Here is an 18,157-nt window from a genome sequence, read left to right on the forward strand (position 1 = left end):
CATGGTATTAGATTTAAGGTTAACAATGAAGATTGGCTGTCCGTGACGGATAGCCTTTTTTTTGCCCGTATGTGAAAAATTTCCCCTATTCTTATGTAAGCAAGGTGACTTGTATAATCATGATTTCCTATCTTTGTTCTATCATGGCAAAAGGTGACGCCGATGAAAAGTTTTAGGTACTGATATGGAAATAAATAGGATACAGACACTCTTTGATAAGTATAGGGATAATTATAGATTATCCTGTAAACCGGCGACTGAGAGCCAATTGCAAGAGTTCCGAAGAAATTGTATGGATTATGGCGTTCCGGCTGAAATAATGGATGAGCTTGTGGCATACTTCAGGATTAATAATAACTTCTTTGGATATTTTGAATGTGACGATATACTAATCTTTGAGTGGTATGAGCAGGGATGTTTATGGCTTGGGCAAAGGGATTTGTGGACTTTTCGCTGCCTTTTGGAAAAGCATAAATATGCGATTGGCGATGCTTCGGAGGATTCATTCGGTGAGGACTATGAATTTGACACCATAGAAGAAATGCTGCAAGCCTTTCTGTCCGGAGAAAAGATATAAAAAAGATACCTAAGTCCCTTTTGTTGTGTTTAATTTTCGCCTCAATTCCCGTAATGTATCACTATAAGATCGCTTTACAATATTGCCGTTGGAAACCTCCAAAAAGGATAAATCATAAATCGCAAATATTACAATAACCCCCTTTTTAGCCGTTTTTCTATTTCGCCCAAAATTCTGATCGATTTTGGATTGACTCTTTTCACGGTTTAAGCTCCCCTTTCTGATAATAGGAAAAACGAGGTGCGCAGTCCGTTCTGAAAAGCGTGCAATTTGATTATCGAAAACAGGAAACGCCGACAAAGTGATAAAGCTTAACTCCCGGAGAATCGAATATTTGAAAATAAAACGGACGGCGTTCCAAATATCCCAAGGAAATTCAGGTGCTTTTTTACCCTTAAGACGGTCCTTTTTTCAATTACGACCGTCCAAATCGCCATTACGACCGTGCTAATCTTCGCGAGGTGCCGAGTGCACTACACATTAGCACGGTCGTAATGGCAAAGAGGACGGTCGTAATGGCTGGAAACACTCAAAAAAGGCGAAAAAGTCCCTTTTTGAGGTCGAAAAAGTGGATTAACATTTGTTGGGTTTCGGGTCTCTTTCGGGCCTGAAAGATGCGTTTTATACAATAAGCCTCCCCTGTTTGGATAGTTTTATATTATATCGAGGCTTTTTGATTATATTTGTATCTCCTTAAAATAGATTCATTGTAACAATATATCATATTATGGAAATGTATAAAGCAAAAGAAAGCCGGTATGCCGATATGGTTTACAGGCGTTGTGGAAAGAGTGGATTACTGTTGCCCGCCGTTTCTTTGGAATTGTGGCATAACTTTGGCAGTGTGGACGTGTTCAGCAATTTTATCCAGATTGCACATGCTGCTTTCGACAATGGAATCACGCACTTTGATCTTGCCAATAACTACGGCCCTGCTTACGGATTGGCGGAAGAGAACTTCGGCCGTATATTAAAGAAAGGTTTGGGGCATTACCGCGATGAGCTTGTCATTTCCACAAAAGCCGGATATGATATGTGGCCCGGCCCGTACGGGAACTGGGGAAGCCGTAAGTACTTGATGGCGAGCCTGGACCAGAGCTTGAAACGGATGGGGTTGGATTATGTGGACATCTTCTATTCGCACCGCCCGGACCCGCAGACGCCTATCGAGGAAACGATGGGAGCACTCGTCGATATCGTGCGCCAGGGAAAAGCGCTCTACGTAGGTATCTCGAATTATAATGCCGAACAAACGGAAAAGGCGCTTGCCGTATTGAAGGAACACCGGGTGCCCTGCCTGATTCACCAATCACGTTATTCCATGTTGGACCGTTGGACAGAACCCGACCTGCTGCCTTTGCTGAAACAGGAGGGAGTCGGGATGATCGCTTTCTCTCCGTTGGCACAAGGGATGTTGACGGACAAATACCTGAACGGTATTCCTGAAAACTCCAGAGCTGCTAAATCCACGGGACATTTGCAACGGGAACAGGTGACGGACGAGGTGGTTGCCAAAATCCGTCAACTGAACGAACTTGCCGGAAAACGTGGTCAGACGTTGGCCGAGATGGCACTTGCCTGGTTGCTGAAGGATGAGCGGGTGACAAGCGTCCTGATCGGTGCCAGCTCCGTAGCCCAGTTGATGGACAACCTGAAAGCATTGGGGAATATCACTTTCTCAGAAGAAGAATTGCAAACGATAGAAAATATATTAGCTTAACACTCAGCTTAATGAAACCATTCTTATACCAGGTCGCCTCCCTGTTTTACTCTCAATACGGGGCGGAGATCAGCCGGTTGGCCTTTGTTTTTCCGAACCGCCGTACAGGACTTTTCTTCCAGAAATACCTGTCGGAGGTAGCCGGGAAGCCGCTTTTCTCACCGACTATCCTGACGATTAACGACCTTTTCGTGCAACTTAGCGGTAAGCAGACTGCCGACCGGATCAGTATGCTATTCAAATTGTATGGCATTTATCTGGAGCACAGCGGTTCATCCGAAACGTTCGACGAGTTCCTCTATTGGGGTGAGATGTTGTTGAACGACTTTGATGACATCGACAAGTATATGGCGGATGCCCGTATGCTGTTCACGAACGTGACGGACCTGCGCGAGATTGAGAATGATTTCAGTTTTTTGAGTCCGGAACAGATTGCTGCTATCCGGACGTTCTGGTCGTCCTTCTATCCGAAGGGAGATACCCCGAATCAGGAAGAGTTCCTGGCTGTCTGGCAAATCCTGTATGCTCTGTATGCAGACCTGCGGGAAGTATTGTCTACTGAAAATAAAGGCTATGAGGGGATGATTTTCCGGGAAGTGGTTGAGCGGATGGAGAAGGAGGAATGTTGTGACCTGCCTTATACGAAGATTGTATTTGTCGGTCTGAACGCCCTGTCTGTGGCTGAAGAGCGTTTCCTCGCCTTACTGCAAAAACAGGGTATCGCTGATTTCTATTGGGATTATGCCTCTCCGAAGGTGACCGATCCGGATAATAAGGCTTCCTATTTTGTGGAACGAAACTTGAAGCAGTTCCCCTCGCAATGGACAATTGACAATGAAGAGAGCGACGACAAATTGTCAATTGTCAATTCTCCATTGTCAATTGAAGTGATCGGTATCCCTTCCGGTATCGGGCAGGCCAAACAGGTGTATAGCATCCTGAGCGATCTTTGCAAGGAGGATGAAATGAGTGCCGAAGAGGCCTTGAAGACTGCTGTAATCCTGCCGGACGAACACCTTTTGATCCCGGTCCTGAATGCAATTCCTGAACAGATCAAGCGGATTAATGTGACGATGGGGTATCCGTTGGCAGGTACGCCGGTGGCTTCCCTGATGGAATATATTCTGGCTTTGCAAAAGAATGTGCGTTATGTGGACAGGCAACCGGTGTTTTATTTCCGGGATGTTTTGCCGATCCTGAACCACCGTTACATAATGACGACTTCCCCGGATGTTATTTCCAGGCTTGTGAAAGATATTTCAGAGAATAACAAGATATACATTTCGTATGCGGATTTGAATAAAACCGCTTTGCTATCCATCCTTTTTACTCCGGTAACGGCTGTAGATATGTTCTCTGATTACCTGATTAATGTTTTGCAGGAGTTGAACAAAGCAATTGATAATGGACAATTGACAATTGACAATGAAGAGAGCGACGACAAATTGTCCATTGTCCATTGTCCATTGTCAATTAAAGACGTGGAGCAAGAGTTTATCTTCCACTACTTTACGACAGTCAACCGAATGAAGGAAGTCATGCAGGAGGCCAACGTCGAGATGAAGATCGACACCTATTTCCGTCTGTTGAAACGGGTGACGGATACGATTACGATTCCTTTCCACGGTGAACCTCTTTCCGGATTGCAGATCATGGGTGTGTTGGAAACGCGTGCGCTCGACTTCGACCGCCTGATCATCCTTTCCATGAATGAAGGAATCTTCCCGTTGAAGAAAGCGGCTAACTCGTTTATTCCTTACAACCTGCGCCGCGGTTTCGGTCTGCCGACCTATGAGCATCAGGACAGTGTCTGGGCCTACCATTTCTATCGCCTGATCTACCGTGCCAGCCATGTCAGCCTGCTCTATGACACGCGGAGCAACGGATTACAGACAGGAGAGGTGAGCCGTTTTGTCCACCAGTTGCATTATCATTACGAGGAACCGATACAAAATAAGTTAGTTGTCTACAATGTCTCTTCCTCCAAGACCCCGGCTCTGCAGGTCGCCAAGACGGAAGAGGTCATGAACCGCCTGTCCGTCTTCCGTAAAGACGGGCCACGTGCGATTTCGGCCAGTGCGATCAATACGTATCTGGATTGTCCGTTGAAATTCTATTTCTCGGTTGTTGAAGGCATCCAGGAAGAAGAGGAGGTGAGCGAGACGATCGAAAGCAATGTCTTCGGGAGTATCCTGCATAAAGTGATGGAGGAATTGTACAAGCCTTTCTGCGGAAAGATGGTAACAGCTGATTTGCTGAAGGCGATCCGGAAAGATACGCCTGCCCTGACAGGAGTCGTTGCCCGCGCCTTCGCCGAAGTGTTCTTCAAGACAGATATTGTCCGTCCGCTTACCGGACAGAATTTCCTGATCGGCGAGATGATTCGCAAGTATGTGGAGAAGGTACTGGAGCGTGACGGCAAACTGACGCCTTTCCGGTATATCGAATCGGAAAAGAGGATTAACAGACTGTTCACGCTTACGGATAAGAGCGAGATACAACTCAAAGGCTTTATCGACCGTATAGACGAGGTGCGTGATGCTGTCCGTATCATCGATTATAAAAGTGGGAGCGGCACACCTCAGTTTACATCTGTCGACGCCCTTTTCGATAAAGAAGAAACGGACCGCTCCAAAGCTGTCATGCAGGTCTTTATGTATGCCTGGATGTACGGCATGGCTCCTGCCGGAAAGGTGATACAGCCAGGCATATATTATATGCGGACGCTCTTTTCTCCATCCTTCGATGCCGGCGTCTACCAACGCATCGACCGGAGCAAGACGGAGCAGGTTGTCGATTTCGCCAATTACTATACCGACTTCGAGAATGGCCTCCGGAAGTGTCTGGACGAGATATTCGGAACAGAAATACCGTTTGTGCAGACACCTAACGGAAAGGCATGTACGTATTGCCCGTTTAAAGATATTTGCGGGAAATAAGGCCGGGTTAGCTTCTGCTGAATGTCTGGCTGACAAACTTCAGGACTTCCGGCAGAGCTGTCCGCCAGTACGTCCAGGAGTGCCCGCCGCTGCGTACGCGAAATTCGTGTTTGATGTTCTTCTGTCGCATGATCTGGTGAACCTGGAAATTTCCTTCCAGCAACCCGTCTTTGTCACCGCAATCGATATAGTAACGGATGTTGGGCAGTTTGTTTTCGTCCCAGTCGGAAAGTATCTTTTCGACGCTGTTCTTATGCCAATGTTCGTCGCCCGGCCCGAACAGGCGGTTGAACAGGTCCTTGTGCGATTTGGCTTTCCGCGTATCCATGACCGAATCATCGAAGACTGCGGCGCTTAGCGGGGCGCATGCGCAAAACATATCCGGATGGTGCAGGCTGTAGAGGAATGATCCGTATCCGCCCATCGACAGGCCGGCTATGGCACGGCTTTCCTGGTTGCTGCGAACGCGATAGGTCTTTTCCATATAAGGGATCAGTTCTTCAAAAAACATATCTTCGTAAGGGACCTTTCCGTCATACTGGTTCACATACCAAGTATCCCATGCGTCCGGCATGACGATAATCATCGGGACTGCCTCTTCATTGGCTATTGCACGGTCGGCAATCGTTTTCATCTGACCCATATGTATCCAGTTTGTCTCATTGTCTGTGTAGCCATGCAGAAGGTAAAGGACCGGATAATTCCTCTTTGAGGTGTTGTAGTCGGAAGGCAGGTAAATGGAGTAAGAAACTTTCCTTCCTAATTTCTGACTGTCGAATGAGAGCGATTCGAATACGGCACTTTGTGAATATCCTGCAAGATTGACTAACAAGCACAGGATAAGAGATAAGCATACTTTGTTTTTCATATAATATTGATAATTAGATTTGCCAGTTGTTCACGTAGAGGGGATGCCAAAAGTCCCATTTATAGCGTCTGTGTCCTGGCGGGCTTGATCCGCCATCTTGTCCTAATCATTGTAAATCAATTTAGTATGAGATTGCGGGGCAAGCCCGCAATGACATGCTAAAGCGTTAGAATTTACATTTGACGCACCCTCACGGATTAAAATTAGTCGACAGGATAAGGGAACTGTGTCAGTCCTTTATACATGAACTGGTAAGTAGGCACTTCAACCCCCAATTCTTCAGCGGTCCGGACAACATAGCCCGTCAGTGTCTCCACCTCCGTACGGCTACCCCGTTTGAAATCGCTGTGCATGGAAGTGGTGGAATTGTTCGGCATGATCTTCTGTGCTTCAATAGAAGAAAACACAGGATTATCTTTAAACCGAATACCTTTTGCCTCTGCCACGCTTTTCAGTTCATAGCTTAATGTAATGTACAGATCGATATGACGGTCGAGCACTTCACTTATCGTTTCATTAAAATAAGATGTGGCGGTTGCGGCTGTCGAGATCATAAAGAACTTTTTCCATATCTCCAGATCGATGTCATCCGGCACGGTTGTCAGGATACGGGCGTTTGCCAATATCTCCTGCAATTCCTTCAAACGTGTTTTGTCTTCTTTGTTGTTCCCTAAAAAGACACGGTCTTTGATTGTGAATTTCTCGATTCTTCCCGGTCTGACTAAGCGGGAACCTATATATACGCATCCTTTCCAGACTTCGTTGTCCGGTAATATTTTCTGTATGCGCTCTGTTATGTCCGCCCCGTTCAGGAGAGGGATGATAACCGTATCAGGTCCGATTATCGGAGCCAGTTGGGCTATATTCTCGTCCAGGTCGTAACTCTTGGTACAACAGAACAGATAATCGACCGGACCGCCTATCTCGGCTGGCTTGTCAGTCGCAAGGGTAGGCCTGGCTTTGATCGTCAGGAATGTATTTTTGACTTCGATACCGTTTTCCCGGATTGCTTTCAGGTTTTCACCTCGGGAAATGAAATAAACATCTACATTGTCTGAATCTTTGTAACGGGCGGCCAATAATCCTCCGTAGTAACCGCCTACGGCTCCTATGCCGGAAATTGCTATTTTAGTTTTACTCATGTTTTATACTATTATTCTGCAAAGATGAAAAATAAAATTGGAATAACTATATCAGTTTGAGTTCTTTTAGAAAGTCAGGGATACATTGTTCAAAATTAACACCGAAACGATAATCCGTTTTCGCTTTATAGGTCCGCCGTATGCTGTCTGCCGTGAAATTTACGGCTATCTGTGCCGATTCGTTTAAGCTGAAATTATTCAGTAACCCGGATAGCAGGGCACTCGCAAAAATATCGCCTGTCCCATGATATGCCCCCGGTATCCTTTGGGTGAACAGGAAGCCGACCGCATCTTCTTTTCTGTCGTAGGTCGCAGCTCCTAACTCTTCTTCTTTGAAATAGACACCTGTCAGTACGACTTTTTCCGGTCCGAGCTTGCTTAATTTCTTTAAGATATTTTCGATATAGGCCTGGGTGTAAGGGCCGGGATGATAACTTTCTTCCAGCAATAAGGCGGCTTCAGTCAGGTTGGGGACGATGATGTCGGCTTTCTTGCACAGCGAACGCATACCTGCGGCAAACTCCGGTTGGAATATGCGGTATAGTTCGCCGTTGTCAGCCATGACCGGGTCTACCAGGATCAGATTGTCTTTGGACTTGAACAGGGTGAAGAACTCTTTGACAAGCTCCAGTTGGTCGAATGATCCTAAAAAACCGCTGTATGTGGCGTCGAATTTGATGTTCAAGGATTTCCAGTGCTGCATAAATGCCCGCATATCGCCTGTCAGGTCGCGATAGGTATATCCGCTGATACCGCCCGTATGGGTGGATAAGATGGCTGTCGGCATGGCGCATGCTTCTATGCCGGCTGCTGAAAGAATGGGTAAAGCTACTGTCAGCGAGCATTTTCCAAAACCGGACAGGTCATGGATGGCTGCTACACGTTTTTGATGTTCTTTATTTTTCATATCTGATACTGATTTATCCATATAACAGCCAATCGGGGGGAATCGTTCGCTGGTGGCAGGGGAAATGCCTGACTGTATGTCGAATAGTTATTTTTATTACTTTTGTGGCAGGCTTATGATTACTAATATGACTCATTAATAATAAAAGAGAATATGGAAAGAAAAGAAAATGCTGAAATATATCTGGCTGGCGGATGCTTCTGGGGAACGGAACATTTCCTGAAACAGATCAGAGGAGTGGAGAGTACGGAAGTGGGCTATGCGAACAGCCATGTTGCAAATCCGACCTATAAGGAAGTCTGTACCGGAAATACCGGGGCAGCCGAGACCGTCAAAGTTGTTTATAACCCGCAAATCGTCAAATTGCAGTTGCTGCTGGAGCTTTATTTCCAGACCATCGATCCGACCAGTGTCAACCGGCAGGGTGGGGATAGCGGCTTGCAGTATCGTACAGGCATTTATTATACGGATAAAGAAGATCTCCCGGTTATTGAAGCTGCCATACATGAATTGGCAAAAGAATATACCGATCCGATTGTGATTGAAATAGAACCGCTTGTTAATTTCTATGCGGCGGAAGATTACCACCAGGATTATTTAGATAAGAACGTAAACGGCTATTGCCATATCAACCCGAAACTGTTCGAGTTGGCACGCAAAGCGAATAATATTTAAAAGTCCTGTAAGGACGACAGATCATAGCCCAAGGCGTGAGCCTTGGGTATAACGGAGTTCCCAAAAATAGATAAAGCCCTGTAAGGGCGACACTCTGAATGCGTTGAAAAACATTGTGTCGCCCTTACAGGGCTTTAGTCTTAGAGGGGGAGCTCCTATGTCCCAGGGCTCACGCCCTGGGCTGGAATCTGTCGTCCTTACAGGACTTATGTCTGATCAGAACTTCTGCATATTCAGGTTCTTGTCCACCAGGATGCCGTCGATCGCTTTCAGGTTGAATTTAACCTTGCGTTTCGCTTTCAGCTTGATGGTGAAGAGATCCGTTGAGCCTTCGAGTGTCGCCTTGTCGCCCAGATTGACGAAAGTAGGATAGAGCGCTTTCTGACCGCTTGTGTGCAGGCGGTCGTACGTCAGGTTCTCCATTGCACCCAGACCGGCAGGTTCAATACCTGCGAAGTCATAGTCTTGCTGGTCGTACGGAAGGGCGAAGCTCAGTGCGTTGACAGCTTTGAGATCCTTACCTTTCACGAGGATTTCTATTGTTTCACCTGCGTTGTAAGTCTGCTTCGGAGTACTCAACTCGATTGTTCCGGCTACGCGGTCCGTGCCCGGATCTTCAATGCCGTCTTCCAGTTGGGTGGCAACAACCGAGATGTCATATGCGTCGATCAGGCCGTTGCGGTTGATGTCGCCGGCGCTGACGTAGTCGAAATCGCTGTCGCCACGGCGCAGACCCGTGTAGTTCATATACGAAGTCAGGTCGTTTGCGTCGATCTTCTTGTCGTTGTTGATATCGCCCGGCAGGTAGCTTTCGGTTCCCGGAACCTTGAATACATACAGTTCGCGGCCGGCACCGTAGTTGCCAACGCCTTCCGTGATGTGCAGCTTGATGTAACGGGCCTTCGGCTGTTCCTTGAATGTGAATGTCTTCACGTCGCCGGTGCGTTCCCAACGGAAGGAGTCGACAGCTGTCCAGCTTTCCTTGTCCATACTGTAGGACACAGAGCCGGCGAGGATCGTACCGTTGCCACCATCCTGGCGAGGCAGGTAGTCGAACTTATCTAACTGGTTAATCGTGCGCAGGTCGATAATCATGTCGAACGGCATTGCGTTCTTGCGGTATTTCGTATGGAACATATCGCCCAACTCGGCAAAGTCGAACAGACGGAAGATTTCGAAGCCTTCCTGTTCTTCGGCAGTCACTTCGCCACGAATACCCTTGATTGCAAATTCCAGCGGGTTGGACTTTGTCTTGACAGAGACGGAAGACCAGTCGGACTGGCCATCTTTGTTGACTGCACGGACTTTGAATGTATAATCTGTCTCGGCACTCAGGTCGTCAAACAGCAGTTCGGTGTTCTTGATCTGCGTGTACAGCATACCGTTGAACTCGATTTCGTAGAAGTCTGCACCGGAGACCTTGTTCCAAGTCGGTTTCAGCGTGTAGGCTTCGATGTTTTCATCCGCCACCTGTACTGTCGGTGCAGTCAGTGAACCGGTAGAAATGCGGTGGCTGTCGCCCATTTCGAATTTGTAGCCGTCGATGTTGACAATGGTTTCATTTTCGGTGATGTCCGTAGCAGCCAGCTTCACTAACAGCTGCGGGTTCTTGGTGATCGTAACCTTTTCAAATTCGCTTCCTTTGGTGGCGAACTTGTTCAGGTTCGGAGTTGCGTCGTAGAAGTAAACGTCTGTGCCGTTCAGGTATTCGGCCATCGAACGGGCTGCGGTCAGTTTCACTTTGGAAGAGCCGACTTTGGCTGTGATCTTCTTCGGCATTTCCGAAAGGTTGATGCGTAGTTCGGTAGCCTTTTCCTTCACGAAGCCGTCAAAGTTCCCTTTTGCCGGGTGTATCGTGATGGTAACTTTATCCGGATTATTTTTACCGTTTGAATCGATGATGGTCTTATTACCGATCACTACTTTCACTGCCGGATCATTGTTGTTACCGATCTCTATCAGTGTCGTAACACCTTCACCTTTCTGGTAAGCTTGTGTAATACCATCGTCGTCATATTCCGTGAACGAGCTGTAGCCCGACGGATAGAGTTCGTAGATACGCAGGTTCTTGTCGATTTCCTTTACATTATTATTCGGGTTCGTCATCGGGATGATCGCACCGGCTTTCACGAATACCGGAAGTTTCCAAAGCGGAGAGGCGAAGTTGTTGACAACGCAGCCGCCTGTATATTGTTCACCGGTGAAATAGTCGAACCATTCGCCTTTCGGCAGATAGATACCGTCGCGGATGTCGTTACCTTTCTCGTCTGCCTGTGTTTCCTGGTAGATCGGGGCAACGAGGAAATACGGGCCATACATAAATTGGTATTGCGTAGCCTTACCGTATGTATAAGGATTCGGATCTTCGAGGAACATGGCGCGGATCATCGGCTTGCCGTCAACTGCTTCGCGGGCGATGCTGTAGGCATACGGCATCAGTTCGGATTTCATTTTCAGATACCAGCGGTTGATGGAAGTTGCCGGTTCGCCTAAGGCGTGCGGGTATTTCTCATTCGATCCCCAGCCGTCCATATTCAGTTCCATCGGCGTCCAGGTCTTCCATTGGAAGTCGCGGGTGTTCATTGCCAGGTTCTTGCCACCGAAGATACCGTCCATGTCAGACGTGATGTTCGGCTGTCCGGAAAGTCCGGAACCGATATAAGTCGGGATGTGGAAACGGATATATTCCCATTGTCCGCCTGTCTGGTCACCCGACCAGACACCGGCATAACGCTGTGTACCGGCCCAACCGTCAAGGGAGATGATAAACGGACGCGCATCGTTTCCGTAATACGGCATGATATGTCCGACGTCGGACACACCGTTCAATCCGAACGAGTAGCCCCAGCCAACCCAAGCCACGTCTGTTTTCAGGACGCGTACACCTGCGTCGCGCACTTCTTTCACGATGTCGCGTTGCAGCAGGGCGCTGATACTGTCTTTTGGATGCAGGTCCGATTGAGTCCAGAGACCGATTTCGACACCGTTCTGATGTGCGTAATCTGTCAGGCTCTTCAGGTTCTGGATGTTGCCGTCCAGCGTTTCGGTCTGTCCATAGCCGGCTCCGTAGCCGTCGTTAGGCAGCAGCCAGCCGAGCGGCATATCGTGATTCTTATAGCGGTCGATCACGGCACGTGCGGAGAACTGGTAGTTGTTCTTTTCGCCGTTCAGCGATTCTTTGATACCGCCGTTGTCTTTCTGGCTTTCCTTGTAGCGTTTGCCGTCTTCAAAAAGGATACCTTTTTCGTCTTCCACCCAGTAGTCGCGGTTGTAGGCATTCAGGTGTCCCTGGTAGAAACCGAACTTAGGCAACAGCACCGGGTTACCGGTCAGCTGGTAGAAATCGTTCAGCAGGGCGACAGCGCCGTCGTTAACCATATAGAAGGCATCCAGATAGTCCGTGTCGTGTGACAGTTTCACCGTACCTTTCTCGGCTGCACCGAAATCATATTTTCCCTGTTTGAAGGTGTACCACATGAAGCCGTAACCGTTCGTTGACCAGTAATAGGGAGTAGGAGAGGCCACGCCTCCGTCTGTCCAACTGTTCTGGTTTTCGATGGCGATTGCTTTTCCCTTATGTGAGAAGCGTCCGTTTTGCACGCCGCCACCGTAGAAGTATTCGTCGGGATTTTCTTTCAATGTCAGGATTGTCTTTCCTTTTTCGTAAGCCACCGGTTTCACCTCTTCGAAGGCCACTGTGTTTGTGGCAAGGTTGGTGACTTTCAGCAGGGCGGTCGACTTGTCCAGTTGCAGCCGTACCTTTCCGGTTGTGATGGTCACTTGTCCGTTCTCGTCCTTGATATCCAGTGCTGACACCGGGCGGCGGGGATTGTTGACCAGGATTTGTGCTTCCGGTTTGGCTTCCGGATCGCGGATAATGCCGCCATTGTTGTCCTGGAACACGCGGAAGATGTTATCTCCGTAGAAGTCGAATGTCATTCGCTGGTTGTTGGAGAAGATTACGTCGACCGTTGTCGGGTTGATTCGCTGCACGCCGGTTATTGCTTGTCCCTGTTGGGTGATAGCCATCCCGTTTCCCGGGGTAACCATTGCCATTACTGGCGCAGAGGACAGCATGAACGGCACAGCTAAAGCGATCAGGATCGCCTTTTTCTGTTTACGATTAGCCATTAAGCGTTTCATGTTTAAATTAATTGATTTATTCAGGTTTTTATATCTGAAGACAAAAGTACGTAAAAATAATTTTACTTTCAATTTTCAACTCTTAACTCTCAACTATATTAGGGAACTTATTGTATAAAACGTATTTTTCCGACTTGAAAGACCTCCGAAACCAAACAAATGTTAATCCACTTTTCGGCCGTCAAAAAGGGACTTTTTCCTCTTTTTTGAGCGTTCTCCGCCACAAAGATGACCTTTATTTCATTTTTCTGGTACTTTATCGCCCTGAAGACGGTCGTTGTACCCTATGAAGACGGTCGCCATCCAGATGAAGACGGTCGCGAGGGCGATGAAGACGGTCGTCGTGGCGACAAGCTTCTGGAACTTCTTTTGGAATATTTGGAACGCCGTCCGTTTTGTTTTGAAATATTCGATTCTCCGGGAGTTAAGGTTTATCACTTTGACGGTGTTTCCGGTTTTCAGTAATCAAATTGCACGCTTTTTGGAGTGGACTTAGCACCTCATTTTATCTATTGTTATCCGATCAGGTTAAAATCATGAAAAGAGTCAATCCAAAATCGATCAAGATTTCGGACGAAATAGAAAAACGGTCGAAATGGGGGTTATTGTATATTATTCAAGTTTGCTTTTTCTTTTCATTGGTATATTGACATATTATCTAAATGATATTTAACATCTAAAAGAACGGAAACTGTGACGGAGGATAATGAAGCATTTGAATTTTAAATATTCAATCCTAAAAGCCTGGCAGATTGAGGAACGGGATATGCCTGTTTATTCATAATAATGTATAAGGACACCTTTTTTGAGGCTCACTTTTAATCCCTAACTTCACCCGCTATTAATGTTGAATTAAAAAAGATTTTTATGAAAAAAGGTGTATTTTGTTATGCTATGGCATCACTTTGTATTGTATCTGTTATGTCGTCCTGCGATGATGATGACGATAATAAACTGGCGCCCGGTTATTCCGGCAAGGATATAAGCGGACAGGTGGAGCTTGTGCGTGATGCTGAAACCAAGAAAGCGGTTTTGAATGTTTCTACCGATAATGCCTGGCAATTGTATGCGGGAACGGCTGAGGATGATATCGATTTAAGTGCACCTTATCTGGATGGAAGCGGGAAAGGAACTTTCGACGTGGACGCAGATACGAAGACGAGGTCCCTTTTCCTGTTTACGACCTCGGAAGGGCAGGGATTCGTGGCCGAAAAACACTTGCCGATGGAGGGCGGATATAACTTCCGTGATTTGGGAGGTATCAAGAACAGCGAAGGGCGGTTTGTGAAATGGGGAAAAATCTTCCGGACCGATGAAATGAATAAGTTGACCGATGAGGACTTGGCCTATTTGGCCAGCACCGGCCTGAAAACGGTTGTCGATTTTCGTACGGAAGCCGAAAAGAAAGGCGGTATGGGAGGTATGATACCGGAAGCATACGACAAGAATCCTTCGACTGTCGAAAAGACATATGAGTTGCCGATCAATGCCGGTAATATCTTTTCGGACGAAGTCATCGGCTATATAAGCGGTGGAGCGACAGCCGAACAACTGGAACCGATCATGGTCAGGACGTACGAGGAAATCGTGAGCGTGGATGAATATGTCGATATGCTGAAACAATTCTTTACGTATGTGCAGAATGAAAACTGCCTGCCGCTGAGCTACCATTGTTCCGCCGGAAAAGACCGTACGGGAGTGGCAACGATGCTTATCCTCTCCGCTCTTGGCGTGGACAAGGCGACGATTATGAATGACTATATGTTCAGCAAAGAATGTATTGCCGGGAAATATGACCGGTATGTCGCCATGCTTCCCGCTATCGCTCCGTTGGTGACGGTAAAAGAAAACTACCTGAATGCTGCTTATGATAAGATTACGGAGAAATATGGTTCGGTGGATAAGTTCCTGACCGAAACCTTGCAGATCGATATTCAAAAGATGAAAGATTTATATCTGTATTGATATAGGCATTTGCTCTTCTCTTTCCTGGGAAAAGGCGTGTTGTAATAAATATTACTTATCAGGTGATAGATAAATCCTATCCTTGCATCTGATAATAAGTAATATATAAATGATTACATTGCACAAAACACAATTAAACCGGAAATCCCATGAAAGAGAAAATTGATCAGTTAGAGGCTCTCAACCATCAGGCGGAATTAGGTGGCGGAGAAGACCGGATCGCGAAGCAACATGCGGCAGGAAAGCTGACTGCACGTGAACGTATTGAACTGCTCCTTGAAAAAGGCAGTTTCGTCGAAGTAGACAAGTTTGTCACCCATCGGTGCACCGAGTTCGGACTCGAGAAACAGCGTCCGCTGGGCGATGGGGTCGTGACAGGCTACGGGATGATAGGTAAGCGTACCGTCTTTGTCTTTGCCCAGGACTTCACGGTCTTTGGCGGTGCATTGTCGGAAACATATGCGCGTAAGATTTGCAAGATTATGGATATGGCCATGCAGTTGGGGGCCCCGGTGATCGGGCTGAACGACTCCGGCGGGGCGCGTATCCAGGAAGGAGTCCGTTCGTTGGCGGGGTATGCGGAGATATTCCTGCGTAATTCCCTTGCTTCGGGCGTGATCCCGCAGATCAGCGCTATCATGGGCCCGTGTGCCGGGGGAGCGGTCTATTCGCCCGCGCTGACTGATTTTATCTTTATGGTGAAAGATTCCAGCTATATGTTCATCACCGGACCGGAAGTGGTGAAGAGTGTGACGCAGGAAGAGGTGACAATGAACGATCTGGGAGGTTCGGAAGTGCACAGCACGAAATCCGGCGTGGCCCATTTCACGGCGGATAACGACATGGAGTGCGTCATGAAGATACGTGAACTGATGTCGTTCCTGCCGAACAATAATATGGAAGAACCTCCCTTCGTCCCGACGACCGACAGCGCCAACCGTATCGACGAACAGTTGAACAACCTGGTTCCTACCAATCCGAACCAGCCCTACGACATGAAAGACCTGATCGTGTCGGTGGCAGACGATAATAACTTTTTTGAAGTACAGGAAGAGTATGCCCGTAATATCCTGGTCGGCTATATCCGCCTGAACGGGAAGACGATCGGGGTGGTGGCTAACCAGCCGGCTGCCCTGGCAGGGACGCTCGATATCAATGCGTCGGTGAAGGCGGCCCGTTTCGTCCGTTTCTGCGATGCGTTCAATATCCCGCTGCTGACGTTTGTGGATGTACCCGGATTCCTGCCGGGCGTGAACCAGGAGTATGAGGGGATTATCCGTCATGGTGCCAAACTGCTGTATGCCTATTGCGAGGCGACTGTCCCGAAAGTGACCGTTATCACACGCAAAGCCTATGGAGGCGCCTACGATGTGATGAGCTCTAAACATATCCGGGGCGATATCAATTTTGCCTATCCGACAGCCGAGATTGCTGTGATGGGCCCCGACGGCGCCGTCAATATCCTGTTCCGCAAAGAACTAAAAAAGGCGGAAGACGTAGAGAAGAAACGTAAAGAATTGCAGGACGACTACCGCGAGAAATTCGCCAATCCTTACCGGGCGGCCGAGTTGGGATATGTGGACGAAATTATCGAACCTTCGGTGACCCGCCCGCGCCTGATCCGTAGCTTCGAGTTGTTAGCTAACAAACGGCAGTCCAATCCGCCGAAGAAACATTCCAATCTTCCACTTTAAAACGCAGCCAGTTATGATTAAGAAAGTATTAGTAGCCAACCGCGGCGAGATCGCCATGCGTATCTTTCGTACCTGCCGCGTGATGAATATCCCCACCGTCGCCATTTATACGCACGTCGACCGGGGTGCCCTGCATGTCCGCTATGCAGAAGAAGCCTACTGCATCTCCGAGGATGCAGCCGACACTTCTTACCTGAAGCCGGAACTGATCCTCTCGATAGCCAAAAAGACCGGCGCCGCTATCCATCCGGGTTACGGTTTCCTGTCGGAGAATGCCGATTTTGCCCGCCGTTGTGAGGAGGAAGGCGTCATTTTTATCGGGCCGAGCGCCGACGTGATCGCCCGTATGGGGGTCAAGACGGAAGCCCGTAAGATAATGGCCGCTGCCGGTGTCCCGATCGTTCCGGGGACGGAGGAACCTGTCGCCGGCCTGGAAGAAGCCCGCCGTGTGGCGCTCGAAGTCGGTTACCCGATCATGCTCAAGGCGCTTGCCGGAGGGGGTGGAAAGGGAATGCGCCTGGTCCGCGATGAAACGGGGTTAGATGAAGCCTTCCGTCTTTCCCGCTCGGAAGCCGCCAACTCGTTTGGCAATGACGCGATTTATATAGAGAAATACATCGAGCATCCGCATCACATCGAGGTGCAGGTGTTGGGTGACAAATACGGGAACGTGATCCACCTTTACGACCGCGAGTGCTCGATCCAGCGCCGTAACCAGAAGGTGATCGAAGAAGCTCCTTCGCCTTTCGTGAAAGACGAGACGCGGCAGAAAATGTTGGCCGTGGCTGTCGAAGCCTGCCGCAAGATCGGTTATTACAGTGCCGGGACGCTCGAGTTTATGATGGATAAGGACCAGAATTTCTATTTCTTAGAGATGAACACCCGCCTGCAGGTGGAACACTCCGTGACGGAAGAGTGTACCGGCGTCGACCTGGTGCGCGACATGATCCTGGTGGCATCCGGCAGCCCGCTTCCCTATAAGCAGGAAGACATCGAGTTTCGCGGGGCAGCCATCGAATGTCGTATCTATGCCGAAGACCCGGAGAACAATTTCATGCCTTCGCCCGGCATCATCAAGGTGCGCGAGGCTCCCGAGGGACGTAATGTCCGCCTGGACAGCGCCGCCTACGCCGGCTTCGAGGTATCCCTGCACTACGACCCGATGATCGCCAAGCTATGCGCCTGGGGGCGTAACCGCGAGTCGGCGATCTCCAACATGGTGCGCGCCCTCCGTGAATATAAGATTTTGGGAATCAAGACGACCATTCCGTTCCACCAGCGTGTGCTGCATAACGAGACATTCCTTTCCGGCAACTACGATACGACCTTCATCGACACCAAGTTCGATAAGGAAGACCTGAAACGCCGCCAGAACAATGACCCGCTTGTAGCCGTGATCGCTGCCGCTATCAAACATTTCGAGCAGGAGAAAGAGGCTGCTGCACGGGCAACAACTGTTCCTCTCGTAGGCGAATCTCTGTGGAAGTATTACGGCAAGTTACAGATGACTGCCAATAATTATTAAGG

At 48.4% G+C, this 18,157-nt stretch carries 11 protein-coding genes and 1 pseudogene; 8 read left to right on the top strand and 4 right to left on the bottom strand.

The window, feature by feature from the left end; genetic code table 11:
* Positions 1–184 precede the first annotated feature (184 nt).
* From DWW90_RS03035 to DWW90_RS03050, 3 genes are all read left to right on the top strand, one after another.
* Positions 185–577 carry a hypothetical protein gene (locus tag DWW90_RS03035; RefSeq protein ID WP_115501215.1) on the top strand — a complete coding sequence of 131 codons (393 nt, stop codon included), beginning with the start codon at positions 185–187 and terminating at the stop codon, positions 575–577.
* A gap of 727 nt (positions 578–1,304) precedes the next feature.
* Positions 1,305–2,297, top strand: coding sequence for an L-glyceraldehyde 3-phosphate reductase (gene mgrA, locus DWW90_RS03045; RefSeq protein ID WP_122343941.1), 993 nt, complete (start codon positions 1,305–1,307; stop codon positions 2,295–2,297).
* An 11-nt stretch (positions 2,298–2,308) separates the two neighbouring features.
* Positions 2,309–5,236, top strand: coding sequence for a PD-(D/E)XK nuclease family protein (locus DWW90_RS03050; protein WP_122343942.1), 2,928 nt, complete (start codon positions 2,309–2,311; stop codon positions 5,234–5,236).
* 7 nt (positions 5,237–5,243) lie between these two features.
* On the opposite strand, the gene DWW90_RS03055 is transcribed toward DWW90_RS03050, so the two are convergent.
* The 3 genes from DWW90_RS03055 to DWW90_RS03065 form a co-directional block, all read right to left on the bottom strand.
* Entirely contained in the window at positions 5,244–6,104 is an 861-nt protein-coding gene (locus DWW90_RS03055) for an esterase family protein (protein ID WP_122343943.1), read from the bottom strand.
* A 203-nt stretch (positions 6,105–6,307) separates the two neighbouring features.
* Positions 6,308–7,246: a ketopantoate reductase family protein gene (locus tag DWW90_RS03060; protein ID WP_122343944.1), complete on the bottom strand. Its 939-nt coding sequence runs from the start codon at positions 7,244–7,246 to the stop codon at positions 6,308–6,310.
* A gap of 46 nt (positions 7,247–7,292) precedes the next feature.
* A complete protein-coding gene (locus DWW90_RS03065; RefSeq protein ID WP_122343945.1) occupies positions 7,293–8,153 on the bottom strand; it encodes a pyridoxamine kinase in 861 nt (286 codons plus the stop codon).
* Between the two features lie 153 nt (positions 8,154–8,306).
* Between DWW90_RS03065 and msrA the strand changes: the two are divergent.
* A pseudogene (gene msrA, locus DWW90_RS03070) lies at positions 8,307–8,819 on the top strand (peptide-methionine (S)-S-oxide reductase MsrA); the annotation flags it as partial.
* A 225-nt stretch (positions 8,820–9,044) separates the two neighbouring features.
* Here the strand turns inward: msrA and DWW90_RS03075 are convergent.
* Positions 9,045–12,971: a TIM-barrel domain-containing protein gene (locus DWW90_RS03075; protein WP_122343947.1), complete on the bottom strand. Its 3,927-nt coding sequence runs from the start codon at positions 12,969–12,971 to the stop codon at positions 9,045–9,047.
* Positions 12,972–13,199: 228 nt separating this feature from the next.
* Here DWW90_RS03075 and DWW90_RS03080 point away from each other — a divergent pair, with 228 nt between their 5' ends.
* The 4 genes from DWW90_RS03080 (at position 13,200) to accC (ending at position 18,155) form a co-directional block, all read left to right on the top strand.
* Positions 13,200–13,436, top strand: a complete 237-nt coding sequence (locus tag DWW90_RS03080; RefSeq protein ID WP_122343948.1) for a hypothetical protein — start codon at positions 13,200–13,202, stop codon at positions 13,434–13,436.
* A 402-nt stretch (positions 13,437–13,838) separates the two neighbouring features.
* Positions 13,839–14,936 (top strand): tyrosine-protein phosphatase, encoded by a 1,098-nt coding sequence (locus tag DWW90_RS03085; RefSeq protein WP_122343949.1) that lies wholly within the window; start codon positions 13,839–13,841, stop codon positions 14,934–14,936.
* Between the two features lie 149 nt (positions 14,937–15,085).
* Positions 15,086–16,630 carry an acyl-CoA carboxylase subunit beta gene (locus DWW90_RS03090; protein WP_122333061.1) on the top strand — a complete coding sequence of 515 codons (1,545 nt, stop codon included), beginning with the start codon at positions 15,086–15,088 and terminating at the stop codon, positions 16,628–16,630.
* A 13-nt stretch (positions 16,631–16,643) separates the two neighbouring features.
* Entirely contained in the window at positions 16,644–18,155 is a 1,512-nt protein-coding gene (gene accC, locus DWW90_RS03095; protein WP_115500492.1) for an acetyl-CoA carboxylase biotin carboxylase subunit, read from the top strand.
* Positions 18,156–18,157 lie beyond the last annotated feature (2 nt).

The organism is Parabacteroides sp. AF17-28 (assembly GCF_003479205.1).
Taxonomy (GTDB): domain Bacteria; phylum Bacteroidota; class Bacteroidia; order Bacteroidales; family Tannerellaceae; genus Parabacteroides; species Parabacteroides acidifaciens.